20 protein-coding genes are annotated in these 24,118 nt (G+C 57.8%); 12 read left to right on the top strand and 8 right to left on the bottom strand.

Features of this window, described 5'->3' with window-relative positions; translation table 11 throughout:
- Positions 1-34: 34 nt before the first annotated feature.
- Positions 35-1,042, bottom strand: coding sequence for a DUF481 domain-containing protein (locus LJU29_RS05910; protein WP_005733444.1), 1,008 nt, complete (start codon positions 1,040-1,042; stop codon positions 35-37).
- Between the two features lie 164 nt (positions 1,043-1,206).
- Between LJU29_RS05910 and LJU29_RS05905 the strand changes: the two genes are divergently transcribed.
- The 8 genes from LJU29_RS05905 to LJU29_RS05870 all read left to right on the top strand — a co-directional run bounded on the left by LJU29_RS05905 (position 1,207) and on the right by LJU29_RS05870 (position 10,977).
- Positions 1,207-1,563 carry an MGMT family protein gene (locus LJU29_RS05905; RefSeq protein ID WP_005740986.1) on the top strand — a complete coding sequence of 119 codons (357 nt, stop codon included), beginning with the start codon at positions 1,207-1,209 and terminating at the stop codon, positions 1,561-1,563.
- A gap of 54 nt (positions 1,564-1,617) precedes the next feature.
- A complete protein-coding gene (locus LJU29_RS05900; protein WP_122322688.1) occupies positions 1,618-3,168 on the top strand; it encodes an AmpG family muropeptide MFS transporter in 1,551 nt (516 codons plus the stop codon).
- 28 nt (positions 3,169-3,196) lie between these two features.
- Positions 3,197-3,529 (top strand): hypothetical protein, encoded by a 333-nt coding sequence (locus LJU29_RS05895; protein ID WP_004656474.1) that lies wholly within the window; start codon positions 3,197-3,199, stop codon positions 3,527-3,529.
- 327 nt (positions 3,530-3,856) lie between these two features.
- Entirely contained in the window at positions 3,857-6,418 is a 2,562-nt protein-coding gene (locus LJU29_RS05890; RefSeq protein WP_257111770.1) for a type VI secretion system Vgr family protein, read from the top strand.
- Positions 6,415-8,448, top strand: a complete 2,034-nt coding sequence (locus LJU29_RS05885) for a T6SS effector phospholipase Tle3 domain-containing protein (protein WP_257111769.1) — start codon at positions 6,415-6,417, stop codon at positions 8,446-8,448. Before LJU29_RS05890 ends, LJU29_RS05885 begins: the two co-directional genes overlap by 4 nt.
- Positions 8,445-10,121, top strand: coding sequence for a type VI lipase adapter Tla3 domain-containing protein (locus LJU29_RS05880; RefSeq protein WP_306459390.1), 1,677 nt, complete (start codon positions 8,445-8,447; stop codon positions 10,119-10,121). Before LJU29_RS05885 ends, LJU29_RS05880 begins: the two co-directional genes overlap by 4 nt.
- A complete protein-coding gene (locus tag LJU29_RS05875) occupies positions 10,118-10,387 on the top strand; it encodes a PAAR domain-containing protein (RefSeq protein ID WP_005753965.1) in 270 nt (89 codons plus the stop codon). Before LJU29_RS05880 ends, LJU29_RS05875 begins: the two co-directional genes overlap by 4 nt.
- Before the next feature lie 80 nt (positions 10,388-10,467).
- A complete protein-coding gene (locus LJU29_RS05870) occupies positions 10,468-10,977 on the top strand; it encodes a hypothetical protein (protein ID WP_257112688.1) in 510 nt (169 codons plus the stop codon).
- A 178-nt stretch (positions 10,978-11,155) separates the two neighbouring features.
- Here the strand turns inward: LJU29_RS05870 and LJU29_RS05865 are convergent, their stop codons facing one another.
- Positions 11,156-11,986, bottom strand: a complete 831-nt coding sequence (locus LJU29_RS05865; protein WP_003363993.1) for a mechanosensitive ion channel family protein — start codon at positions 11,984-11,986, stop codon at positions 11,156-11,158.
- A gap of 126 nt (positions 11,987-12,112) precedes the next feature.
- Positions 12,113-12,592: a YajQ family cyclic di-GMP-binding protein gene (locus LJU29_RS05860; RefSeq protein WP_002555031.1), complete on the bottom strand. Its 480-nt coding sequence runs from the start codon at positions 12,590-12,592 to the stop codon at positions 12,113-12,115.
- Between the two features lie 169 nt (positions 12,593-12,761).
- Between LJU29_RS05860 and LJU29_RS05855 the strand changes: the two genes are divergently transcribed.
- Genes LJU29_RS05855 through LJU29_RS05845 form a run of 3 tightly spaced genes read left to right on the top strand, consistent with a single transcriptional unit; the run spans position 12,762 to position 16,357 of the window.
- Positions 12,762-13,682, top strand: coding sequence for a putative 2-dehydropantoate 2-reductase (locus LJU29_RS05855; RefSeq protein WP_257111768.1), 921 nt, complete (start codon positions 12,762-12,764; stop codon positions 13,680-13,682).
- Positions 13,683-13,726: 44 nt separating this feature from the next.
- Positions 13,727-15,763, top strand: coding sequence for a sensor histidine kinase (locus LJU29_RS05850; protein ID WP_005780979.1), 2,037 nt, complete (start codon positions 13,727-13,729; stop codon positions 15,761-15,763).
- 15 nt (positions 15,764-15,778) lie between these two features.
- On the top strand, positions 15,779-16,357 hold the full coding sequence (locus LJU29_RS05845) for a cob(I)yrinic acid a,c-diamide adenosyltransferase (RefSeq protein ID WP_005753978.1): 579 nt from the start codon (positions 15,779-15,781) through the stop codon (positions 16,355-16,357).
- Between the two features lie 182 nt (positions 16,358-16,539).
- Here the strand turns inward: LJU29_RS05845 and LJU29_RS05840 are convergent, their stop codons facing one another.
- From LJU29_RS05840 to secA, 4 genes are all read right to left on the bottom strand, one after another.
- Entirely contained in the window at positions 16,540-17,490 is a 951-nt protein-coding gene (locus LJU29_RS05840; protein WP_257111766.1) for a Nudix family hydrolase, read from the bottom strand.
- Between the two features lie 2 nt (positions 17,491-17,492).
- The gene (locus LJU29_RS05835) at positions 17,493-18,119 is read right to left on the bottom strand and encodes a glutathione S-transferase family protein (protein ID WP_005753980.1); all 627 of its coding nucleotides are present in this window, start codon (positions 18,117-18,119) and stop codon (positions 17,493-17,495) included.
- Positions 18,120-18,176: 57 nt separating this feature from the next.
- Positions 18,177-19,394: a bifunctional glutamate N-acetyltransferase/amino-acid acetyltransferase ArgJ gene (gene argJ, locus LJU29_RS05830; protein ID WP_257111765.1), complete on the bottom strand. Its 1,218-nt coding sequence runs from the start codon at positions 19,392-19,394 to the stop codon at positions 18,177-18,179.
- Positions 19,395-19,503: 109 nt separating this feature from the next.
- Positions 19,504-22,245, bottom strand: coding sequence for a preprotein translocase subunit SecA (gene secA / locus LJU29_RS05825; protein ID WP_257111764.1), 2,742 nt, complete (start codon positions 22,243-22,245; stop codon positions 19,504-19,506).
- A gap of 304 nt (positions 22,246-22,549) precedes the next feature.
- On the opposite strand from secA, the gene LJU29_RS05820 reads away from it, so the two are divergent.
- A complete protein-coding gene (locus LJU29_RS05820; protein WP_005733432.1) occupies positions 22,550-23,005 on the top strand; it encodes a DUF721 domain-containing protein in 456 nt (151 codons plus the stop codon).
- Between the two features lie 117 nt (positions 23,006-23,122).
- Here LJU29_RS05820 and lpxC read toward each other — a convergent pair whose 3' ends face one another.
- Positions 23,123-24,034: a UDP-3-O-acyl-N-acetylglucosamine deacetylase gene (lpxC, locus tag LJU29_RS05815; protein WP_002555040.1), complete on the bottom strand. Its 912-nt coding sequence runs from the start codon at positions 24,032-24,034 to the stop codon at positions 23,123-23,125.
- Positions 24,035-24,118: the final 84 nt, after the last annotated feature.

Here is a 24,118-nt window from a genome sequence, read left to right as displayed (position 1 = left end):
CGATGCACACGGTATGCATCGCTCGCCACATTTTTTACCAGCTCACACCGAAACCGGCGGTGTAGCGGGTCTTGTCCACGTCGCCGTTATCCGAGCCACTGATGATGTTTTTCTCGGCCTTCAGGTTAAGCGACGCCCAGTCGGTAACCTTGTAGCGCAGCCCGGCTTCGACATCCATCGAGTAATCGGCAACGCCACTCAACGGCTTGCCCAGTTCGCCGTTGCTGAAGAACTCGAACTTCTTGCCGATCAGGTAGCGGTTGTAATCCCAGGTGCCGGCAACGGAATAGAAGTTTTCCTTCTGACCATTGGAGAATTCGAAATCTGTACGGTTGAGCAGCGCACCAACCTTGAAGGCTCCCAGCTCGTCATCCCACAACTGGTAACCAGGACCTGTACCGACAACACGCTGGCGCGACAGGTCTTCGATCTTGTCGCGCTTGTAGGTCACACGAGCATCCCAGAAGAATTTCTCGGTCAGGAAGCGGTCCAGCGAGTATTCGGCGCTCCAGTTGTCGGTGCCCACCACATCATCGGTCGTTTCGCGGTTGTAATCGCCTTTGGCGTTATGGCGCCATTGGCCGTGACGCGCCGAAGTCTTGAAGGCAATGTTGTAGTCATTGGTATCGTTTTCTGCCTGCTGGAAATCCAGCGCCGCATCGATATTGCCTTTCCAGACAAGATCAGTGATAACCGGCTTGGGCTTGATGATCTGATGAATGCTTGCCAGTTCGACGGTCTTGGGTGCATCGCCATTAGCCAGTACGACCTTGCCGTCGTCCGAAGCCTGCAACGACTTGGAGACTTCGCCTGTGTGCTCATCCTGCTTTACCAACAGTGGCTGATCGCTTTGCAGGGTTTTGACCTGCTTCCAGTCCAACGGAATAGCGCCGCCGTATTCGGTCTGCAATAGCAGCTTGCCACCGTCGAACACTTTGATTGTGCCAGTCAGCCTATCACCGTTCTTCAACCAGACAGTGTCGGCAAGCAATGGAGTGGAAACAGTAGTAATTGCGAGGCACAGCAGGGTTCTGGACAACATAAGCGGTAATCAGGCTCTGTTTGGCGGGAAGGCGGGCATCATCCTGCAGAAAAACATCAAGGCGATCTCAATCCATGGACCGCCAGACACGGTGGTAACAGACAGCAGCGATCGACCAAAGTTCCGCGAACGACAATCAATATCGTTTTATACAGGATAAACGCGTGACCGACCCGGACTTGACACTTCTTTACCCTGGCGAGCCGTCAGCTGCCGAAATGCGACGTACGGCCCTCTACCTGACGATGGCGCAAATACCGGAGGGCAAGGTGGTCGCCTATGGTCAACTGGCTGAACTGGCAGGGCTGGGCAAAGCTGCGCGCTGGGTGGGCCGTACATTGAGTCAGTTGCCGGACGGCTCTTCCCTGCCCTGGCATCGGGTGCTGGGGGCCGGCGGTCGGCTCAGTCTGCCCGTTGGCAGTGTGTCCGGTGACGAACAGCGGGCCCGTTTGCGCGCCGAGGGCGTTACCATTCTGAATAATCGGGTGGATATGCAGCGCCATGGCTGGCGTCCCCTATAGCACAGCGGTTAGAGTGCGCCCTTTGTTTTCGTAACCTGAGGCAGATTCCAGCCCATGCCCCGTAAAACCTGGCGCGCCGCGCTCGCCGCATATGCCAGCCCGTCGACATTAGTGTTACTGCTGCTCGGATTCGCTGCGGGCATGCCTTATATGCTGGTCTTTTCGACATTATCCGTGTGGTTACGCGAAGCCGGTGTTGCTCGCGAGACCATCGGTTATGCGAGCCTGATCGGTCTTGCCTACGCCTTTAAATGGGTCTGGTCGCCCTTACTCGACCAATGGCGCCTGCCGTTTCTGGGCAAGCTGGGGCGGCGGCGCTCCTGGCTGGTGCTGGCACAGAGTCTGGTGATTCTCGGCCTGATCGGCATGGGCTTCTGCGATCCGCAGAAGCATTTATCCTGGCTGATCGCAATTGCCGTGGTGGTGGCCTTCGCCTCCGCAACCCAAGACATCGCCATCGACGCCTATCGCCTTGAAATCGCTCAGGACACCCAGCAGGCCGCCCTCGCCGCCAGCTATATGTCCGGCTATCGGGTGGCCGCACTGTTGGCGACCGCGGGCGCGCTGTACTTCGCTGAAGGTTTCGGCTCAACAGGCTTTGCCTACAAGCATTCGGCGTGGACCGGCACCTATGTGCTGTTTGGCCTGCTGATGCTGCCAGCGCTGGTCACTACACTGATCATGCGCGAGCCACCCGTACCGTTGCGCACCCAACTGTCGGCAGCGCGCTATGGTTTTACCCACCAGTTGGCCTCGGTGTTCGTGCTCATTGTGCTGCTGGTTTCAGTACCGGCAATGTTTACCCAGCTTTACAACACCGACTTCGCCAGCGTGCTGTTCAACGGCACCAGCTGGATGGACCTGCTGCTGGAAGACCGGGCTTTCCTGCGCGCCATTCTCTATACGCTTCTGACCTTCGCCTGCCTGTCGTCAATGGGTCGTCGCGGGCTGGCACCGGTGCTTACGCCGATCAACGACTTCATCATACGTTATCGCTGGCAGGCCCTGCTGTTACTGGGCCTGATTGCAACCTATCGAATGTCGGACACGGTGATGGGCGTCATGGCCAACGTGTTCTACATCGACCAGGGCTTCACCAAGGACCAGATCGCCAGTGTCAGCAAGATCTTCGGCCTGATCATGACGCTGCTGGGCGCTGGCGCCGGTGGTCTGCTGATCGTACGCTTCGGCATCATGCCGATCCTGTTCATCGGCGGCTTCACCTCGGCAGCGACCAACATCCTGTTTCTGTTGCTGGCGGACATGGGCCCGAACGTGAAGATGCTGATCCTGACCATCTCACTGGACAATCTCAGCTCCGGGCTGGCGACATCGGCGTTTGTCGCCTACCTGTCGAGCCTCACCAACCTTAAGTTTTCCGCCACTCAATACGCCCTGCTCAGTTCCATCATGCTGTTGTTGCCGCGTTTGCTGGGCGGTTATTCCGGCGTGGTGGTGGAGAAATTCGGTTATCACAATTTCTTCCTGATCACCGCTTTACTGGGCATTCCAACGCTGGTGATGATCATCCTGCAATGGAGCCGCGAGATACGCACCGCGAAGGCCGAGGCACCGACAGCAGTTTCAGAGATTGAGAAGCCCTGATCGCCGGATCACTCATCAAGGAAAAAAAGTGGACACCGAAAACCAAACACGCCCTTTCAACCCCATCCCACTGATTCTTATCAGCCTGGGGATCTGGCTACCCATCATCGGCACTCTGCTGACATATTATCTGTCGCGAGACGCTGATGGCCTTTCCGGATCAATGGCCTTGGGCAGTGCGGTAGTCCTGCTCGCGCAGGTGGAAATCTTCGCGATCATCTTTCTGCTGATTTATGCGTTCGCCGTAAAGCCATGGAGACTGTCCAGAAAGATACGCACAGTGTTCTCCATCAACGCAGTAGCCGCCACTGTCGCGGGCATCGGCATTATCGTCACGCTGGCCAATATAAGCCTGCAGTAATCGCCAACTAAAAAGCCCTGATGCTCGTGAGCCAGGGCTTTTCATATCACACTCCTCCAGCCCTCTCTACTAAAAGCAAAGCCTTGCAGCCTGCATGGCCGTGCTCATTACGCCGTAAGAAACGCACTACAGCTTCTTATGAATTGGACGACGAAATCGTTAGCCATTCCCCACTACCTCAGCGCGCCGTGAGGAGTAATGTTGCCCGGTGATGGCCCATTGCAATTTAAGTGTGTGCCCCCGGAAAGAAGTCTATAGACTCACGCCCCTCTCTATATCAGCACTCTCTAGCGGAACGAGCGGCTGGTTTTATATAACGGAGCAACAATGTTAAAGGATCTAACGGCGCTATTTGCGCCACAAAACCGTCGCTTGATCAAGCTGACGACCGTTGCCCGTGACGAACAGGAACTCCTGCTGGAACGTTTTTCCGGTACTGAAAGCCTGTCCGAGCTGTTCAGTTTCGAGTTGTCGATGATCAGCCGCGATGCCGGCCTGGAACTCAAATCGCAGATCGGCCAGCCTGCACAATTGGCAATAGAACTCGCCACCGGCGAATCGCGCTACATCAATGGTTATATCAGTGCCTTCAGCCTGGAAGGCAGCGACGGCGGCCTGGCCCGCTACAGCGCCACACTAAGCCCTTGGCTATGGATGCTCTCGCGACGCGTCGACTCGCGCATATTTCAGGAACAGACCATCGAAGCCGTTATCCGAACGGTATTTGCGGCCTACGGCGCATTGCCCGACTTCGAGTTTCAACTCAGCCAGCCACTCAAGACGCACAGTTACATCACCCAATACCGTGAAAGCGATCTGACCTTTGTATTGAGGTTGCTGGAACACGAAGGCCTGTTCTTCTATTTCGATCACAATCAGGAAAAGCACACGCTGATCATTCTTGATCACTCGCGTGACCTCTCGCCCCTGCCGCAACAGCCAAGCATTCGTTATCACAGCGCATCCGTTACCGAGACAGCGGACTCGATTACCGAATGGCGCAGCCATCGACGCCTGCAATCGGGGCGCATGTCCATTCAGACATTTGACTACAAGCAGCCCCGTAATCAGTTGCCTGTCGGCATGCCGAGCCTCAATGAGCAGGGCAACGTCGACGCGTATGAAGTGTATGACGTGCTCGATCACTATAGCCATGGCACCTTCAAAGACGGTGAACGCCTGGTGCGTCAGCGCCTGGAAGCCATTGAAGTACAGGGCAAGACATTCACCGGCAACAGTACCTGCCGCGCCATGTACCCTGGCCACACCTTTGAGCTGACCCAGCATTTTGATCATGACCGCGGCTCTGCTGAAGATCGCAGTTTTCTGCTGATAACGGTCAAGCATGAGGGCAGCAACAATTACCTGTCGGACGAAGCCGCGGGCTACACAAACGAGTTCGTGTGCATTCGCCACAAAATCCCCTACCGTCATCCGATCACCGTCCCGCGCCCGAGCATTCCGGGCCCTCTGAGCGCCATCGTGGTCGGGCCGGAAGGTGAGGAAGTGTTCACTGACGAGCTGGCGCGGATACAGGTCAGGTTCCACTGGCAGCGCGGCGACAGCCTGCCGCAAGGCACCACCTGGTTAAGGGTGGCGATGCCCAGTGCCGGTAGCGGCTTCGGGCATCAGTTCATGCCACGCATCGGCCAGGAAGTGCTGGTGACCTTTCTGGCGGGCGATATCGACCGGCCTCTGGTGACGTCGGTGCTCTACAACAACATTAATCTGCCGCCACGCTTCAGCAAGGCCTCGGGGCTGCCCGGCAACCGCACGCTGTCGGGGATCCGCACCCAGGAACACAAAGGCAGCGGCTTCAACGAACTGCTGTTCGATGACACGCCAGGCTCGCTGCGCGCGCGCATGGGCACGACCCATCAGGCCACCGCCCTCAACCTGGGCAAACTGACCGACCCGCGCACTGACGGCACCGCCCAGCCACGCGGCAACGGCGCAGAACTGCGCACCGATGCCGCCATCGCCCTGCGTGCCGCGCAGGGCATGTTGCTCACCACCTATGCGCGTACCGACGCAAAAGGCTCACAGCTGGATCGCGAAGAGCTGCTCAAACTGCTGGCCGAGTGCGGCGAGCTGTTCAAATCCCTCGGCGAAACCGCCGCCGCGCGCGGCGGTCAGGCAGTGGATGCTCAAGGCATCGACGCCTTGCGTCAGTCGCTGAATCAATGGCCCGCGCCGGACAGCAACGGCTTGGGCGACCCGGTACTGGCCATGACCGCAGCAGCAGGTATTGCCAGCGCCACGCCGCGCTCGCAGGTTCACTATGCCGGTGAACACCACGACACCACCGCGCAGAACAACCTGCAATTGACCAGCGGCGCGGCCATGCACCTGCAAGCGGGCAAAGGGCTGTCAGCCTTCGCCCAGGACGCGGGGATCAGCGCCATCGCCAACCGCGGCAAAGTGCTGGTGCAGGCCCAGGAAGACGACATCGCCCTCAATGCCCAGAAAAACCTGCACGTCTCGGCCGTCGAAGGCGAAGTGGTCATCACCGCGCCGACCATTCGCCTGGTCGCCGATGACGGCAGTTACATCAAGATTGGCGGCGGCGTCGAGATCGGCTCGCAAGGCAAAGTCACTGTGCACGCCAGCGAGCACGACTGGATCGGCCCCAAGACCGACAGCGCTGCGATCCCCTCTTTCGGCCGCGACCCCGCCGCCCAGCAGGTCACCTTCCACTACCCCGGCCACAGCGAACAAAGCCCGCGGGCAGCAGCGGATCACTCGTATGAAATCAAACTGGAAGATGGCAGCCTGGTGAAAGGAATGACGAACGCAGACGGACTGACGGAGCGCGTGGAACGCGAAATGATGCATCAGGCGCAAGTATCGGCACTACGCAGCGGCACACCGAAAGGAGGTGCGCAATGAAAGGCGTCGATGAATACGCCGTTGCCCAAGGCAATACGCGCCTGATCCCCAACCTCAACACCACCTGCAAAATGGAAGTGCCCGGCGATTTGCCAGGCGTAGTGATCTTTCTGCACGGTGTGAATGACCCGGGGGCGTCGTACAGCATGGTGGAGAGCGGGTTGTGTCAGGGGGTGAATGAGCGACTGGACCGGCCGGATCTGGTGGCGGGGCGGTACGGGGCTGAATACGAAAAGTTAAGAAAGCTACCATCTGAAGATGTGCAAGACGATCAGAAGGGCATTCTGGACGATCCCGACACCTATCTTTATCAACGCGACACCAAGAATCCGAAAACCCGTAGCCTGATGATTCCCTTTTATTGGGGATATCGGGCCGAGCCTGGCGAGGTGAAACGGGACAAAAACGACGACCCAACCAAGCTCCGCGACCAGTATCAGGACGTGCGCGGAAATCGTCTGGACAGGCACTTTGGCAAAGGTGGAGGTTTTTTTGCCAACGCCACCAACAACCTGTCGCAGATGTACGACAAGGGTTTGGATAAAACACTTCTTCATAAGGCGGTGCAGGCAAGGCTACCCAATACGCTGTACATGGGCGAAGGCCCGCATCGCCGTTATTTTGTTCTGGCGGCTACCCGGCTGGCCATGCTGGTACGCGAGATACGCCGCGTATCCCCGGACGAAACCATCACCATCATGGGCCACAGCCAAGGCACCTTGATCACGTTGCTGGCGCAAGCCTTGCTGGTGGATGAAGGTCAGCGATGCGCGGATACGCTGATCATGGTGGACTCGCCTTACAGCCTGTTCCCTAATGTCACACCCAAGGGCCACGACACGCTGTCCACGCTGACGCGTATTGTCACTGAAGTCACTCAGGCACCTCACACCCAGCCGCCGCTGTCGGACCTGCGTAACCCTGCAACCTATTGCGGGCGAAGCGGCCCGAAATGGAGTCCGGCGCAGGGTGTACGCAAGGACAAGGTCGGTAATCTGGCGATTTTTCCGGAGCGCGATAATCGCGGCAAGGTGTACTTGTACTTCTGCCCGGACGACACCACCGTTGCTCTGGATGACGTCAAGGGCATCGGCACGTATGGCGTTTGGGATACGCTGGGCAAGAAAAACGGCCGGCAACCCATGAATGAATTACAACCGTTGCGTTTCTACCAACGCATGTGGACCAAGCGCCATCGTGACAACGCTCCGGTACTGGTCGGAAAGCCGGCAGGTCATGAGCTGCTGCGTGCGGACAATGAGCCACGCTACCCTGGAGGCTGGACAGTGGCAGGTGTCATCTCGCAAGCCCCGGTAGAGATGGGCCAGTTGTGCCTGATAAATGCCGAACCCTTGAGCCCTCCACATGAGCCACAGATGTTTGGTGGTGAGTTTGAATCAGGCACTGCCACCAAAGCAGGCTTAGACAAGCCCGATGATGTGAGCATCAACGCCGCACTGGGCAATCCTAGCGCCAAGTTCAACTGGATTAATATCAGGACCTATTCAGGCCGGATAGATTTGGAGCAAGAGCGCGACCGCTGGAATAAAGGCAAAGCATCCGGCGATCAAACTAGCGCCATGCAAAGTCGGCGACTGACCGGAGAAGGCGCCCCTAAACCCTCGGACAGGTACGCTCTGGAGCGAGAGGAAACCCCCAATGAAATTCGGGCAAGGCTGGCCGAGGCTCCGGAGTTGGACCCGAACAGCTATCACTCGGCGGTGTTGCGCAGCCCGGAAAATCAGCGCTGGGTCACGGCGATGGACATTGCGATTGGGCAGGCGAAATGCCTGGACGATCCTGAGATGCGTGAGGTGTTGGTGGCGATTGCGAATTGGAGGATAGATAAAACTACATTCGGAATCATTGAAAGATTACCGGGATGGGCAAAAATTAGCGTCGAAGCTCAGACATTGGTGAAAGCCAGTCATGCGTATTACCAACGAGGCATATTTCCGCCCTCTGGGCTGGTATCACTAACGCCGCCGTCTTTAGTAACCGTCCCACTTGAAAAAGGTGGTGAAAAGTGAAGCTCCATCAACCGAAAATCTCACTACGCCCCAAGCTGAAGGCGTATATCTGGATAACTGGAATACTACTTTTTCTCTGGATAGGGTTCGTCCTACTTGCCTACTTTAAAGCACAGGAAAACAACATGGAACTTCGTGACATACACTCGGTAACACGCTGGGGCATTGCAGCCATTTTGGGCACTTTACTGCTGATCTACAGCGGCCACTGGTGGGGTAAAGCCGTTGCTCATGAGAAGGTTGAACTAGCCGCGTATAAATCTAACGTAGCAGCACAAGTTTCCGAACAGCAGGCGTTGCAAAAACGGACCTACGCTTTAGAAATGCGCGGAATCGGACTAGCCGTAGGGGGATGGCATCAATCATCTGTATGGCGAAAAATCAAAGAAAAGAAAAATAATTTTACATCAATATATTCGCAAAACCCCGAAGATTATACGGATTCCTTACTCTCTCGAGAGAATACCCAGAGCATTAATATCCGTGCTGCATTCAAGCACTCAGCAGGCGAGGCGGTCGCATATTGGCCCATCCCAACGTTTGCAATTGCCCCCCCCAAACAACCTTCGGATACGGGTGCTGCTGACAATATTTTAAATGGGCGCAACGCTGCTACTTTAGGTGTGACACTGTTTTTGTGGCAAGACGCTGAAAACACCACCCATGCTCAAAAAATGCTTGAACGCTTATTCCGTCTTTTTGACGATAATCCCCAAGTGCCTCAGGCGCTAATCGTAAGTGAAGATGGTGACGTCACGCGAAACGGCTTGCGTGTGGCGGGTACTCCCGGACTGCAAAATGCTCAAGTCGTACCAACAGTGTTCGAAAGCATGACAGGCCTACTGGTCACTCGCTCGGATCGGGTAGATCGCTACATCCGTCAGTACGCGACTAATGAATCAGAGGACAATCAAAACAAGAACAGCGATCTGGGCAAGCTATGGAGTTTTTACTGGGAGCGCGACAAGAATCTGTATGAAGCGGGTGCAGGCACCTATAATCCCAAGGTACCGGATGCCCCGAGCACCATGTCCACCGCCTACTGGCAATCCCAGCTCCCCACCCTCTGGAAAACCATCAGCAATCGCGGCCCCGGCAATTTCGAGCCCTCCCCTTGGTTACCTATTCGCTGGGGTCAGCATCAGGTCAAGGAGTTCGACGCTGCGCCGGTACTCGGCTATTTGCACCGCCCGATCAAGGCGCCCATGCAGGATGAAAACGGCAAGCGCTTGAAACCTGCTTTACAAGCCAAAGCCTTGCAAGCCGCTTGGGTGCAGGCGCTGGATACCTTGCCCGACGGTCAAAAACCTGTACGGGTGTTCTACGACAGCACCAACAACCCGGAAGCCGAAATCGCCCTGAACAACGCTCTGCACGACCTGAACAAGGACGGCCACGGTCTTGAGCTGGGCAATGTCGAAGAGGGTTACGACATCGGTCGCCGTCTGGGCAATACCGGGGTCAGCGGTGCGCTGGTCGAGATCAATCTGGCTACCATCGCCAGTTACAAGGATGGCGGCGTCAGCGCCGTGGTCTACGCCGGCACCGATGGCAGCCTGACCGTACAAATGGTCCGCCCGCCCGATGAAGCCCGTAAAGCGAAGAACAGCCAGAACCGCGGCGCAGATCCGTTTACCTTCGGCTCGCCAACCGGCGGGGCACCTGCAGAGTGAGTTACCCCGTCTGCCTGGGCGACGCCACCAGCAGTGGTGGCCGAGTGGTTTCCTGCCAACTGGCAGGCACTCACACCCTCAACGGCAAGCCTCCGGCCGTGCTGGGCGACAAAGCCACCTGCCCGCTTCATTCAGGAGAATTCGCCTTTATCGAAGGCCACCCCACCCGAAAGCTGAACGGCATACCGGTGGTCCTGCACGGCCATCGACTGGCGTGCGGCTGTCAGGGTGTGGCCAGCCATGCTCTGAATGTGCGAGTGGTTTAGGATATTTCTTGATCAGGTCATGCAGCGCAAGTACAGGAAACAACGTGGAACTGCCCCCTCAGTTGGAACAAGGAAGAAATATGTACACGCGTTTTTGTCAGGCCGTCGTAGGGATGCATTTAGTCGCCGGGATGGTTCCATTAGCGGGCTGTGCGCAAGAGTCAGTGTCCCCGTGTGACGAGTTGATTGGTGACTACGCCACAAAGCCCAAGAATCAGCCAAGGATTCGTATCGAGAAAAGCGGCGAGAAGTTCTTGTTCACGCATAGCGAATCGGGTGCACAGGTCAGTGAGCCGCTCACCCCCTTACCCAACGCCGAAATAGTGGAAATGTTTGAAGGCAAGATAGTCCCGCCTCGCTGCATTCTCACCGCTGATGGTATGAAGATAATGAAGCTCCCGGCTGGCAGCGGCGTTAATCCCACAGAGGATCCCGATCGGAAACTTTCGCAGTATCCCGAGCCGACCCCATTCCTCATGGGCATATCTGCGGGAGTAGCGGCTGTACTGGGTCTTTACCCGGTGCCTCATCAAGAAAAACTCAAAGATATCGACGAGGAAGATGAGGACGACGGTTACATTTACAGTTAATAACGTACTTTTTGTGCCGGAGAGCTGAAAGGCATGTTCGTATCAACAGACGGTAAAGCGCCCGGGCATCGCTGAAGGCAGACAATCATCAATCATGAAAATAGCCTTTTCCTGAACCTGCAAATAAAGAAAAGCCCCGACTCTCACGAGCCAGGGCTTTTTCATACCGCACTCACAACTATTCCTGAACCACCCGCACAATCCGCTGCGGCAATGGAATCTCGATGCCTGCGTCCTTCAAGCGGTCGCGTGCTTCGATGTTGAACATCGACGTCACGTCGCCCATATCGCCACTGCTGGTCCAGACACGCAGGGACAAGGTAATTGCGTTCTCCCCCAGCGCTGCCACCACGGCCTGTGGGGCCGGGTCCTTTAGTACGCGTGGGTCGTCTGCCATGTCCAGCAGGACCTGCAATGCTTTCCTCAAATCCGCATCGTGGCTGACGCCGATATCGAAGGTGATCTTGCGGGTTGGCTGACGGTTAGTGTTGGTGATGATGCCGTTGGACAGGTTGCCGTTGGGAATGATCACCGTACGGTTGTCGCCGGTGCGCAGCACGGTGTGGAAGATCTGGATGTTGTCGACAGTTCCCGACACACCCTGGGCTTCGATCCAGTCACCGATACGGAACGGACGGAACAACAGAATCAGCACACCACCCGCAAAGTTCGCCAGGCTGCCTTGTAATGCCAGACCAATCGCCAGGCCGGCAGCACCGATAGCGGCCACGAACGAGGTAGTTTCGACGCCGATCATCGACGCGACGCTGACCACCAGCAGGATTTTCAGAATGATGTTCGCCAGGTTGCTGACGAAGCCCTGCAAGGCCAGGTCGGCGTGTCGCAAGGCCAGCAACGCGCCCAGTTTTCCGGTCAGCCGGTTGATCAGCCACCAGCCCACACACAGCGTTACGACTGCCAGCAGCAAGCGGCTGCCGTACTCCATGATCATCGGAATCCAGGCCTGCGACGCTTGCCACAGATGACCGACTTCTGCGTTTAAATCCATCGTTATCTCCTTACCCGCCATGAACTGCCATCGAAACCACGGCGGCCTGCCATCATTTCAATGCTCAAGGCGCTTCGGACTGGCCGGGGGACGCAGGGTTCCCCGGCTTTCAGTGCAAATAAAATATTAGTCGCGGAAGTTGTTGAATTGCAGCGGCATGCCCGAATCATAGGCACGCAGCGCTGCGATCGCTTCTTGCAGGTCGTCGCGTTTCTTGCCGGTAACCCGCACCTGCTCGCCCTGAATGGCGGCCTGGACCTTGAGCTTGGCTTCTTTGATATGAGCGACGATTTTTTTCGCCAGTTCCTTGTCAATGCCTTCGCGCAGGGTGACTTCCTGCTTCATCAGTTTGCCCGAAGCGTAGGCATCCTTGATCTCGAGGCATTTTGCGTCGATCTTGCGTTTGACCAGCGCCAGCTTGAGGATTTCGATCATGGCCTCCAGCTGAAAGTCTGCTTCTGCGGTCAGCGTGACAGTCAGTTCCTTGAACTCGAACGTGCCTTTGCCTTTGAGGTCATAGCGACGGTCCAGCTCTTTGATGGCATTGTCGACGGCATTCGTGACTTCGTGTTTATCCAATTCGGACACTACGTCGAACGAGGGCATGTATGTTCTCCAGATAAACGGCGTGCGCACGATTCGGGCACGCGTGACTTGACGGTTTGAAAGAACGCTCATTATAACGAGACTTTTCCTGCATTCACTGTGAGCCTTTCATGCACATCCTTGTTTTCACCTTCAGCAGACCGCTTCAACGCCTTAACGTGCCTCACTGATGGCGGTGACATGGCATGTTCTCGGCGCGGGAAGTCTGGGCACTCTGTGGGCGGCGCGAATGGCGCGCGCAGGTCTGCCGGTGCGGCTGATTCTTCGCAATGCTGAACGGCTGGCGGCGTATAACACCAGTGGCGGTTGCGTGACACTGGTCGAAAACGATATCGCCCACACGTACTCGGTCGAAGCACAGACCGCCGAACATCACCAACCCATCGAGCGGCTGCTGGTCGCCTGCAAGGCCTACGACGCTGAGCAGGCTGTTGCGCAGTTGGCACCGCGTCTGGCGGCACATGCCGACGTCATCCTGCTACAAAACGGCCTGGGCAGTCAGGACGCTGTGGCTGCAAGAATCCCCCACATCCGCTGCGTGTTCGCCTCCAGCACCGAAGGCGCGTTTCTGGAGTCGGACTGGCGTGTCAGGTTCGCTGGCCACGGTTTCACCTGGCTGGGCGATGTATCGAACCCGACGGCACCCGCACTTCTGCAGGACTTGCACGCCAGTGGCATTCCCCACGAATGGACACCGGACATCCTGACGCGGCTGTGGCGCAAGCTGGCCCTGAACTGCGCGATCAACCCGCTGACGGTCCTGCACGACTGCCGTAATGGTGGCCTGCTCGAGCACGCCTGCGAGGTCGCAACACTGTGCGCCGAGCTGAGCGATTTGCTGGGCCGCTGCGGCCAGCCAGCGGCAGCGCATGACTTGCATGCTGAAGTGCTGCGGGTCATTCATGCGACCGCCGCCAATTACTCATCCATGTACCAGGACGTGCTTCACGGGCGACGCACCGAAATCAGCTACCTGCTGGGTTACGCGTGTGCGGCGGCCGTGCGTCATCGCTGTCCGGCAGCACACCTGCAGCAATTGCAGACACGTCTGACAGCCCATCTGGCACACAAGGGTTTGCGTACTGACTAGCGCGCGCTACCCTGCTCGCATCACATGTCACTGCGACCTTCCCAATGCCTTTGCGCCAACGCCTGGAAAACCTGCCGGTAGGTCAGAAACTGCTGGCCGCCCTGCTGGTCCTGATGACCACCGTGCTGCTGGTTGCGAACCTGACCTTCATCAGCGCGGCTTATTACATCTCTCAGGAAGCGATGGCCCCGCAGGCCCTACAGACCATTGGCCGTCTGATCAGCAGCGCCAATCTCAACGAGCGCGCCTTGAACTCGCCTGCCGATGCGCGTGCCTTGCTCAAGGAACTCAAAAGCTACGGCCCGCTACGTGCAGCGGCCATATACGACAACGACGGAGAGCGACTTGAGCAGATGCAACAGGGCGAGGGCCTGCAACTGCCCAGGCACTACAAGGATCTCGAAAGCTGGCGGCTTACTGAATTTCGCAGCACGCAGGTCATTACCGTACCGAAAGGCGACGAACCGCCCGGGCACATGTTACTGGTTGCCAGCAGCGAGCTGCCTCCCGCGTTCTACACCGGCACACTGACCGCGAGTCTGGGCATTCTGGTGTTCAGCGTGTTGCTGTGGCTGGTGGTGGCCCGGCAGATCCGGCGCTTGATCACAGAGCCCATTTATCAGTTGGAAGAACTGTCGCGGCAGGTCACCCGCGAAGAAAACTACGCACTGCGCGCAGAGCCTGGCAACGAGGATGAAATCGGCAGTCTGGCCGAGGCATTCAATACCATGCTGTCGCGTATCGAAGCGCGTGAGCAACAACTCAAGCGCGCTCGAGATGACTCCCAGGAAGCTTACGATCAAGCACAGGGGCTGGCCGAGGAAACCCGCCACACCAACCGCAAACTGGAACTGGAAGTTCAGGTGCGCAGCAAGATCGAGAAGAAGCTCACCGGCTTTCAGAACTACCTCAACAGCATCATTGATTCGATGCCCTCGGCGATGATCGCGCTGGACGAGCAACTGTATGTCACCCAATGGAATCAGGAGGCTACAGCGCTGTCCGGAACCACGCTGGACGAAGCATTGAACCAGCCGATCTTTCTGGCCTTCGAGCCGATGCGCTCGTTTCTGCCGCAAATCAAGCACACCGTCGAGCGCCACAGCGTGACCAAGATCGAGCGCGTGACCTGGATCAAAAACGACGAGTCGCGCCACTATGCGCTGACGTTCTACCCGCTGACCGGCGATGCCGGGCGTGGCGTGGTGATCCGTATCGATGACATCACCCAGCGTATATCGCTGGAAGAAATGATGGTGCAGTCGGAGAAGATGTTGTCTGTCGGCGGTCTGGCAGCGGGCATGGCCCACGAGATCAACAACCCGTTGGGCGCCATTCTGCACAATGTGCAGAACATCAGGCGGCGTCTGTCCCCGGAACTGCCGAAGAACATTGAGCAGGCCGAAGCCGACGGTATCGATCTGGCGCAGGTCAATCATTACCTGGAAAGCCGCGAAGTACCAAAACTGCTCGATGGCATCCAGCAAGCGGGTGCCAGGGCAGCAAAGATTGTCAGCCACATGCTCAATTTCAGCCGCTTGAGCAGTCGTCAGCTGTCAGCCTGCGACTTACCGGCATTGATCGATCAGGCAGTGGAAATTGCCAGCAACGATTTTGACCTGACCGTCGGTTTCGACTTCAAGGGCCAGCACATCATCCGTCAGTTCGACCCGGAACTGGGTCCGGTGCCGTGCATCGCCAACGAACTGGAGCAGGTGCTGCTGAACCTGCTGAAGAACGCCGCCCAGGCCATTCACCAGCGCCCGGAGAGCGAGGAGCCTGGACGCATCATCCTGCGTACCCGTCTCAACCCGCCCTGGGCCGAAATTCAGGTGGAGGACAACGGCATCGGCATGTCCGAAAACGTCCGAAAACGTACTTTCGAACCGTTCTTTACCACCAAGGAAATCGGCCAGGGCACCGGGCTGGGTCTGTCGGTGTCGTATTTCATTGTTACCAATAATCATAAAGGCCAGATGGAGGTGCATTCCTCTCTCGGCACAGGCACCTGCTTTACGCTGCGTCTACCGCTGGTGGCCAACCAGGTAAGCGTTCAGCAGCAGGTTATTTCCAAGTCTTGATCAGGAATCGCAGCAATGGGCTTTCGTTTGTCGAAGATTTACACACGCACCGGTGATGCCGGAGAGACCGGTCTGGGCGACGGTCGACGGGTGTCCAAGGATCATCCGCGCGTCGAGGCCATTGGTGAGGTCGATACGCTCAACAGCCAGCTCGGCCTGTTGCTGGCCGGACTGATCGATGAGACCAAAAGCGTGCCGGCTCTCAACGAAGTGATCGAGGTGCTCGCGCCTTGCCAGCATCGGCTGTTCGATCTGGGGGGCGAACTGGCGATGCCAACTTACAAAGCGCTGAAGGACGCTGAGGTCGAGCGGCTGGAAGCGGCAATCGACGTATGGAATGAAGAACTGGGGCCGCTGGAAAATTTCATCTTGCCAGGCGGCTCATCACTGATCGCTCAAGCGCACATCTGCCGCAGCCTGGCGCGCAGTGCCGAACGCCGTTGCCAGCATCTGAATGCGGTCGAGCCACTGGAAGGCGCCGGGCTGGCGTACATCAACAGGTTGTCGGATTTGCTGTTCGTCGCTGCTCGATTGATCGCCAGAAGACAGGGCATTGCCGAGATCCTCTGGCAGCCCGCGCCCAAGCCGGTTTGATGAGCATCCGAATGGCTGCGCGGCGCAGATTTGTGACGCGGAGCGTTTTCACGTTGAAGCGTAGGGGCTTTTGTGGGGAGCGGACCGGGCTACGCTTCGCGGACAAGTCCGCTCCCACGGCCTTCGGCCGGAGTCAAAAGCGGACGTGTATAACGATGAGTGCTCTGCCTCAGCTCTGCGACTCAGACGATTTCGTCAGGCCAGAACGCGCGGATCCCGGCCACGCCCTGTGCGCCGCTTTCCCAGGCCTGCTGACGCTCGGAAGGGCCAACTCCGCCCAGCAGAAAGACCGGTTTGTTAAAGCCTGCAATCAGTTGCGCCGCCTGCTGCCAGCCAAGCGGCAGTGCATCGGGATGAGTCAGGGTGGGCTGAACCGGTGACAGGGTGACGAAATCCACGCCCATCTGCTCTGCCAGGGCCAGCTCTTCGGCGTTATGGCACGACGCCGCCAGCCAGCGGTTCTCAGGGAACGGACGTCCACGACTGGCGTACTTGCGCAGCTGCTCCGCCGTCAGGTGCCAACCGGCGGACGGAAAGTCGCCCAGCCACTCCAGAGGCCCTTTGAGCATGAGCTGCGCCTTGCCGGCACACAGCCCGGCCGCATCCACCGCCAGATCGCGATACTTCGGGTCATAGCCACCCGGTGCCCGCAACTGGACCAGCTTGATACCGCCTGCGATGGCTTTCTGCATACCGCGCAACAGCTCGATATTGTCCAGCCCGTCAGGCGTGATCAGATACTCGCCGGGCAAACGTGCCGCAGCGACAATCGGCTGGTTGGCGGCCGGAAAGTCGTAGTCAGGCAGCTCTCGCGGAGCCGCCCAGACCAGTGGCTGCCCTTCTGCACCATGCGGCTCGCCGGTAAATGCCGAGACTTCCCAGACATCCAGCAATACCTGCTTGTCCGCATAATCGTGACCGACCTTGATCAACGGACGCGCTGCCGTGACCTGAATCCCCAACTCTTCCTGAAGCTCACGTGCGAGTGCGGCCTGAACGGTCTCACCCTCTTCGACCTTGCCACCGGAAAACTCCCAGAGGCCACCTTGATGCTGAGTGTCGGCACGTCGGGCAATCAATACACTGCCGTCAGCGCCACGAATGACGGCGGCAGCCACATGAACTCGTTTCACGATCAGAACTCCTGCAGGCCTGCCTGCTGCCAGCGCTTGAAGGCGGGCCACTGGTAGATGGTTTCGATATACGCCAGTGCCTCTGCCGGCAACTGGACGTGATAGCCGCGCAGACGAATAGCCACCGGGGCGAAGAACGCATCAGCAATGCTCGGCTTGCCAAACAGAAAAGGACCACTTTCGGCGGCGGCAGCGCGACATTCGGCCCACAGCTCGACGATACGGTCGATATCGTTCTGGGTGTCGACGGTGATCACTTCCAGCGCCTTATCCTGACGCAGGTCCATTGGCATGTTCGAGCGCAGATTGACGAAACCGCTGTGCATCTGCGCACACGCCGAACGGGCCTGGGCACGCGCGGCGGTGTCACGCGGCCACAGCTCGGCGTCCGGGAAACGCTCGACCAGATATTCACAGATCGCCAGCGAATCGATGATCGTGCCGTGCTCACACTGAAGCGCAGGTACCTTGCCGGTTGGCGAGTACTTGAGAATATTCTCGCGGGTGTCCGGCAGGTTCAGGCGGATGACTTGATCGGTGAACGCAGCACCGGTCATTTCCAGCACCAGCCAGGGACGCAGCGACCAGGAGGAATAGCGTTTGTCGCCGATAATCAGATGCAGGCTCATGGTTCAGCTCCATTGAGCCCGGCGCGAGGGCAGGATGCCCGCGCGCCGGGCATTGAATCAGGTGCGATATTCCGCGTTGATCTTCACGTATTCGTGAGAAAGGTCGGTGGTCCAGATGGTTTCGCTGCAATCACCGCGACCCAGCTCGATACGAATGGTGATTTCTTCTTCGGCCATTACCGTCGAGCCCTGCTCTTCGGTGTAGGTCGTGGCGCGGCAGCCCTGGCTGGCAATGCATACGCCGCCCAGGAATACGTCGATCTTGCTCACGTCCAGGCCCGGCACGCCAGCGCGGCCGACAGCCGCCAGAATACGTCCCCAGTTCGGATCGGAGGCGAACAGCGCGGTCTTGATCAGCGGCGAGTGGGCCACGGCATAACCGACGTCCAGGCACTCCTGATGATTGCCGCCACCATTGACTTCTACCGTCACGAACTTGGTCGCACCTTCGCCATCACGAACGATGGCCTGAGCGACATCCATGCACACGTCGAACACGGCTTTCTTCAACGCGTCGAACAACGGGCCCTTGGCCTCGGTGATCTCGGGCAGATCAGCCTGACCGGTGGCAATCAGCATGCAGCAATCGTTGGTCGAGGTATCGCCATCGATAGTGATGCGATTGAAGGACTTGTTGGCTCCGTCGCGAATCAGGTCCTGCAGTACGCTCTGCGACACTTTGGCGTCGGTGGCGATGTAGCCAAGCATGGTCGCCATGTTCGGGCGAATCATGCCTGCGCCTTTGCTGATGCCGGTTACTGTGATGGTTACGCCATCGTGGGTGAACTGACGGCTCGCGCCTTTGGGCAGGGTGTCGGTGGTCATGATGCCGGTCGCCGCAGCGGCCCAGTTATCCACAGACAGATCATCAAGCGCGGCTTGCAGCGCGCCTTCGATTTTTTTCACAGGCAACGGCTCGCCGATCACGCCCGTTGAGTAAGGCAGCACTGCTGATGCATCGACGCCGGTCAGTTGCGCCAGCTTTTCGCAAGTACGTCGCGCAGCAACCAGACCTGGTTCGCCCGTGCCCGCGTTGGCATTGCCGGTGTTGGTCAGCAAATAACGCACCGTCCCCTGAACACGCTGCTTGGCCAGAATGACCGGCGCGGCGCAGAACGCATTCAAGGTGAATACACCGGCAACGCTGGAGCCTTCGGCACAGCGCATGACCACAACATCCTTGCGCCCCGGGCGTTTGATGCCGGCAGAAGAAATGCCAAGTTCAAAACCGGGAACCGGGTGCAACGCAGGCAAAGGACCAAGACCAACAGCCATCGGGGTGCTCCTCAAGGAGTATGGCGCCGTCCGCATCGGTACGGCGATCAATGAAAAAACGCCGCGACGGGCAAGCCGGTCGCGGCGCAGGTATTACACAGTCAAAGACTTAGTTGATCTGGCCGTGACAGTGTTTGAATTTCTTGCCCGAACCACACCAGCACAGCTCGTTGCGACCCAGCTTCTGGTCGTTGCGAACCGGCTCGGATGCAACGGCTACAGGCGCTTCGCCACCCTCTTCATCCGGCAGCGGCTGGTCGATGCCCGGCGCAGGAGCGTGTTCGAACTGCATACGACTGGCCAGTTCTTCGGCTTCCTGACGCAGGCGCGCCTCTTCTTCCTCTGGATCTTCGCGACGAACCTGAACATGCGAAAGCACACGGATGGTGTCGCGCTTGATCGAATCCAGCAGCTCCTGGAACAGCGTGAAGGACTCGCGCTTGTATTCCTGCTTCGGGTTCTTCTGAGCGTAGCCGCGCAGGTGGATACCGTGACGCAGGTGGTCCATGGTCGACAGGTGATCTTTCCACAGGTCGTCCAGCACGCGCAGGAGGATCTGCTTCTCGAAGGAACGCAGGGCTTCGGCGCTGGCCTGGTCTTCCTTCTCGTTGTACGCCACCAGCAACTGCGCCATGATTTTTTCGCGCAGGCTGTCTTCGTGCAGGTTATCGTCTTCGTCCAGCCACTGCTGGACGGGCAGTTTGACGGCAAAGTCGGTGTTCAGCGCGGCTTCCAGACCGGCAACGTTCCACTGCTCCGGCAGGGATTGCGGCGGAATATGCTGACTGATGAGATTGTTGAGCACTTCCTCACGGAAGTCAGCGATGGTCTCACCAATGTTCTCGGCAGCCAGCAGCGTGTTACGCATGTGATAGATCACTTTGCGCTGCTCGTTGGCCACGTCATCGAACTCGAGCAATTGCTTGCGGATGTCGAAGTTGCGACCTTCCACTTTGCGCTGCGCTTTTTCGATGGCGTTGGTCACCATGCGGTGCTCGATAGCCTCACCGGACTGCATGCCCAGCGCCTTCATGAAATTCTTCACGCGGTCCGAGGCGAAGATACGCATCAGGCTGTCTTCGAGCGACAGGTAGAAACGGCTGGAACCGATGTCACCCTGGCGGCCGGCACGGCCACGCAGCTGGTTGTCGATACGGCGCGATTCGTGGCGCTCGGAGGCAATAACGTGCAAGCCACCCGCTTCGATCACCTGCTGATGGCGTTTCTGCCAGTCAGCCTTGATCTGTGCGATCTGCTCAGGGGTCGGATCTTCCAGATTGGCGACCTCTACTTCCCAGTTACCGCCTAACAGGATGTCGGTACCGCGACCCGCCATGTTGGTAGCAATGGTCAAAGCACCCGGACGACCGGCCTGCGCGATGATTTCTGCTTCTTTTTCGTGGAACTTGGCGTTCAGAACCTTGTGATCGATGCCTTCCTGCTTGAGCAGGTTGGACATGTGTTCCGAGGTTTCGATGGTCGCCGTACCTACCAGCACCGGACGGTTCTCTGCAATGCAGGCCTTGATGTCGGTAACGATGGCTGCGTACTTCTCTTCCGCCGTCAGATAGACGAGGTCGTTGAAGTCTTTACGCGCCAACGGCTTGTTCGGCGGGATGACCATGACGGCCAGGTTGTAGATCTGGTGGAATTCGAACGCTTCGGTGTCAGCCGTACCGGTCATGCCGGACAGTTTGTTGTACAGACGGAAGTAGTTCTGGAACGTGGTCGATGCCAGGGTCTGGCTTTCGGCCTGAATGTTCAGGTTTTCCTTGGCTTCGATGGCCTGATGCAGGCCCTCGGACAGGCGACGGCCCGGCATGGTACGGCCGGTATGCTCGTCGACAAGCAGAACCTGGCCGTCTGCAACGATGTACTCGACGTTGCGGTTGAACAGTTTGTGCGCACGCAGACCCGCATAAACGTGAGTCAGCAGGCCCAGGTTGTGCGCCGAGTACAGGCTCTCGCCTTCAGCCAGCAAGCCGACTTCGGTGAGCATTTCCTCGATGAACTGGTGACCGGCTTCGTTCAGCTCAACCTGACGGGTTTTCTCGTCAACGGTGAAGTGGCCCGGTTTGGTGACTTCGCCTTCCACTTCCTCGATATGCTGCTCGAGCTTGGGGATCAGGCGGTTGATTTCGGTGTACAGCTTGGAGCTGTCTTCGGCCTGACCGGAGATGATCAGCGGCGTACGCGCTTCGTCGATCAGAATCGAGTCGACTTCGTCGATTACGGCGAAATTGAGTTCGCGCTGGAACTTGTCGTCCATGCTGAACGCCATGTTGTCGCGCAGGTAATCGAAGCCGTATTCGTTATTGGTGCCGTAGGTGATGTCGGCAGCATAAGCAGCGCGTTTTTCTTCCGGCGGCTGGAATGGTGTGACGATGCCTACGGTCAGACCGAGGAATTCGTACAACGGACGCATCCAGTTGGCATCTCGGCGAGCGAGATAGTCGTTCACGGTGACTACGTGAACGCCCTTGCCGGAAAGCGCATTGAGGTACACAGCCAACGTACCGACCAGGGTTTTACCTTCACCGGTACGCATTTCCGCGATCTGACCTTCGTGCAGGGTCATACCGCCGATCAACTGAACGTCGAAGTGGCGCATGCCCATGACGCGCTTGCCCGCTTCACGAGCTACAGCAAAGGCTTCCGGCAGTAATTGATCGAGGGTCTCGCCTTTGGCTATGCGGGCCTTGAACTCTTCGGTCTTGGCGCGCAATTGCTCGTCCGAAAGGGCCACCATTTGCTCTTCGAAGGCATTGACGATCTGTACCGTCTTGAGCATGCGTTTTACTTCACGCTCGTTCTTGCTTCCAAAAAGTTTTTTCAACAAAGGCGCAAACATATCGACAGGATCTTCCACACATAGGAATGGAGGGCGGCCCCGTGAGTCGCCCGTGCAGCCCAGATGGCCGCATGCGAACGAGCATTCTACCCGGAAACGATGGTGAGGAAAGTGGCGTTATTCCACGATGCTGGCACAGCGCTGTTATGGGGCAGGTTTACAATGGGGCCAATTTCAAGCACTTCAACCCATAATCCGGGGAAGTTACTCATTGATTTGCATATGAAAGCACGGAAATGCCCTGAAAAGCAGCCGTTAGAACGCTTTCTGTTAAGATGTTCATCTTGTTACCAGGCACTCCACCATGGCCTTTCGTCCTCTGAACGCCCGCCCGCCCGCGGTTCTGCTGCGTGAAGCCAAGCCTCTGAAGGCTATCTTTCGTCACGCCGAACGCCTTAGCCATTTGCAGCGCCTGCTCGAAAGTCAGCTGCAACCAGCCGCGCGCGAGCACTGTCGTGTGGCCTCGTGGCGCGAAGGCACCTTGTTGCTGATCGTGACGGATGGTCACTGGGCCACGCGCCTGCGCTATCAGCAGAAGCGCCTGCACCGGCAACTGATGGCCTTCGACGAATTCATCAACCTGACGCGCATTGTCTTCAGGGTGCAGCCACCTGAAGCCCCGCGCGGAGCGGCCACGCACACCATCGACCTGTCTTCGATTGCCGCCGAGAACATTCAGGCCACCGCCGAGGGCATCACTGATCCCAAGCTGCGGGCAGCACTTGAGCGGCTGGCCAGCCATGCCAAGGACAAGAAATAACGTCTGAGTGATTTTCGCCAGATCCTCTGCGCAACTGGCTTTGTCCAATGAAGCAGATAAAAAAAGGCCACCCGAAGGCAGCCTTTAAAGAACAAAAGGAAAGAGAGTAAAGCTTGCCTACACGGCCGCGACAGGGCGCATGTAGGAAATAGGTGCCGTACTGGCATCCTCGAAAGTCACCACTTCCCAAGCGTCTTTCTGCTCGATCAACGTGCGCAGGAGACGATTGTTCAGTGCATGCCCCGATTTGAAGCCACGGAACTCACCGATCAGGCTATTGCCCAGCAGGTAAAGGTCACCGATGGCGTCGAGGATTTTGTGTTTGACGAATTCGTCCTCGTAACGCAGGCCGTCTTCGTTCAGTACGCCGTCCTTGTCGACCACGATGGCGTTTTCCACACTGCCGCCGAGTGCGAGGTTGTGCTTGCGCAGGTACTCGATGTCACTCATGAACCCGAAGGTCCGGGCACGGCTGACTTCCTTCACGAAGGAAGTGCTGGAAAAGTCCACGCTTGCACTTTGGGTGCGATCACGGAAGACGGGGTGATCGAAATCGATCTCGAAACTGACCTTGAACCCTTCGAAAGGCACGAAAGTAGCGCGTTTACCGCCCTCCTCCACTGTGACTTCACGCAGGATGCGGATGAATTTCTTCGGCGCGTCCTGTTCTTCCAGGCCAGCCGATTGAATCAGGAATACGAAAGGGCCTGCGCTGCCGTCCATGATAGGAACTTCGGAGGCAGAGAGCTCGACGTAGGCGTTATCGATGCCAAGGCCAGCCATGGCCGAGAGCAGGTGTTCTACCGTGTCAACTTTGACATCACCATTGACCAAAGTGGTCGACAGAGTGGTGTCGCCGACGTTTTCCGCACGCGCAGGGATCTGCACGACGGGGTCAAGGTCAGCTCGGCAAAACACAATGCCGGTATTCACAGGTGCGGGCTTGAGGGTCAGGTAAACCTTCTCCCCGGAGTGCAGGCCTACACCTGTGGCACGGATAATATTTTTCAGGGTGCGTTGTTTAATCATGGCATGGGCCGCTTCAGCGCAAGTTGCGAACTGGTATCAACAAAGGCTGGCGATGATAGCAGACCATGCCTTTGCTGAACACCA

The organism is Pseudomonas ficuserectae, from assembly GCF_024584585.1.
Taxonomy (GTDB): domain Bacteria; phylum Pseudomonadota; class Gammaproteobacteria; order Pseudomonadales; family Pseudomonadaceae; genus Aquipseudomonas; species Aquipseudomonas amygdali.
This window is presented reverse-complemented; position numbering and strand designations above follow the sequence as displayed.

Excerpts from the sequence above, each read along its gene's own strand:
- LJU29_RS05910 (WP_005733444.1), bottom strand. The coding sequence starts at position 1,042 with ATGTTGTCCAGAACCCTGCTGTGCCTCGCAATTACTACTGTTTCCACT.
- argJ (WP_257111765.1), bottom strand. The coding sequence starts at position 19,394 with ATGGCTGTTGGTCTTGGTCCTTTGCCTGCGTTGCACCCGGTTCCCGGT.
- LJU29_RS05900 (WP_122322688.1), top strand. The coding sequence starts at position 1,618 with ATGCCCCGTAAAACCTGGCGCGCCGCGCTCGCCGCATATGCCAGCCCG.
- LJU29_RS05835 (WP_005753980.1), bottom strand. The coding sequence starts at position 18,119 with ATGAGCCTGCATCTGATTATCGGCGACAAACGCTATTCCTCCTGGTCG.
- secA (WP_257111764.1), bottom strand. The coding sequence starts at position 22,245 with ATGTTTGCGCCTTTGTTGAAAAAACTTTTTGGAAGCAAGAACGAGCGT.
- lpxC (WP_002555040.1), bottom strand. The coding sequence starts at position 24,034 with ATGATTAAACAACGCACCCTGAAAAATATTATCCGTGCCACAGGTGTA.
- LJU29_RS05845 (WP_005753978.1), top strand. The coding sequence starts at position 15,779 with ATGGGCTTTCGTTTGTCGAAGATTTACACACGCACCGGTGATGCCGGA.
- LJU29_RS05890 (WP_257111770.1), top strand. The coding sequence starts at position 3,857 with ATGTTAAAGGATCTAACGGCGCTATTTGCGCCACAAAACCGTCGCTTG.
- LJU29_RS05850 (WP_005780979.1), top strand. The coding sequence starts at position 13,727 with ATGCCTTTGCGCCAACGCCTGGAAAACCTGCCGGTAGGTCAGAAACTG.
- LJU29_RS05865 (WP_003363993.1), bottom strand. The coding sequence starts at position 11,986 with ATGGATTTAAACGCAGAAGTCGGTCATCTGTGGCAAGCGTCGCAGGCC.
- LJU29_RS05885 (WP_257111769.1), top strand. The coding sequence starts at position 6,415 with ATGAAAGGCGTCGATGAATACGCCGTTGCCCAAGGCAATACGCGCCTG.
- LJU29_RS05870 (WP_257112688.1), top strand. The coding sequence starts at position 10,468 with ATGTACACGCGTTTTTGTCAGGCCGTCGTAGGGATGCATTTAGTCGCC.
- LJU29_RS05820 (WP_005733432.1), top strand. The coding sequence starts at position 22,550 with ATGGCCTTTCGTCCTCTGAACGCCCGCCCGCCCGCGGTTCTGCTGCGT.
- LJU29_RS05860 (WP_002555031.1), bottom strand. The coding sequence starts at position 12,592 with ATGCCCTCGTTCGACGTAGTGTCCGAATTGGATAAACACGAAGTCACG.
- LJU29_RS05855 (WP_257111768.1), top strand. The coding sequence starts at position 12,762 with ATGGCGGTGACATGGCATGTTCTCGGCGCGGGAAGTCTGGGCACTCTG.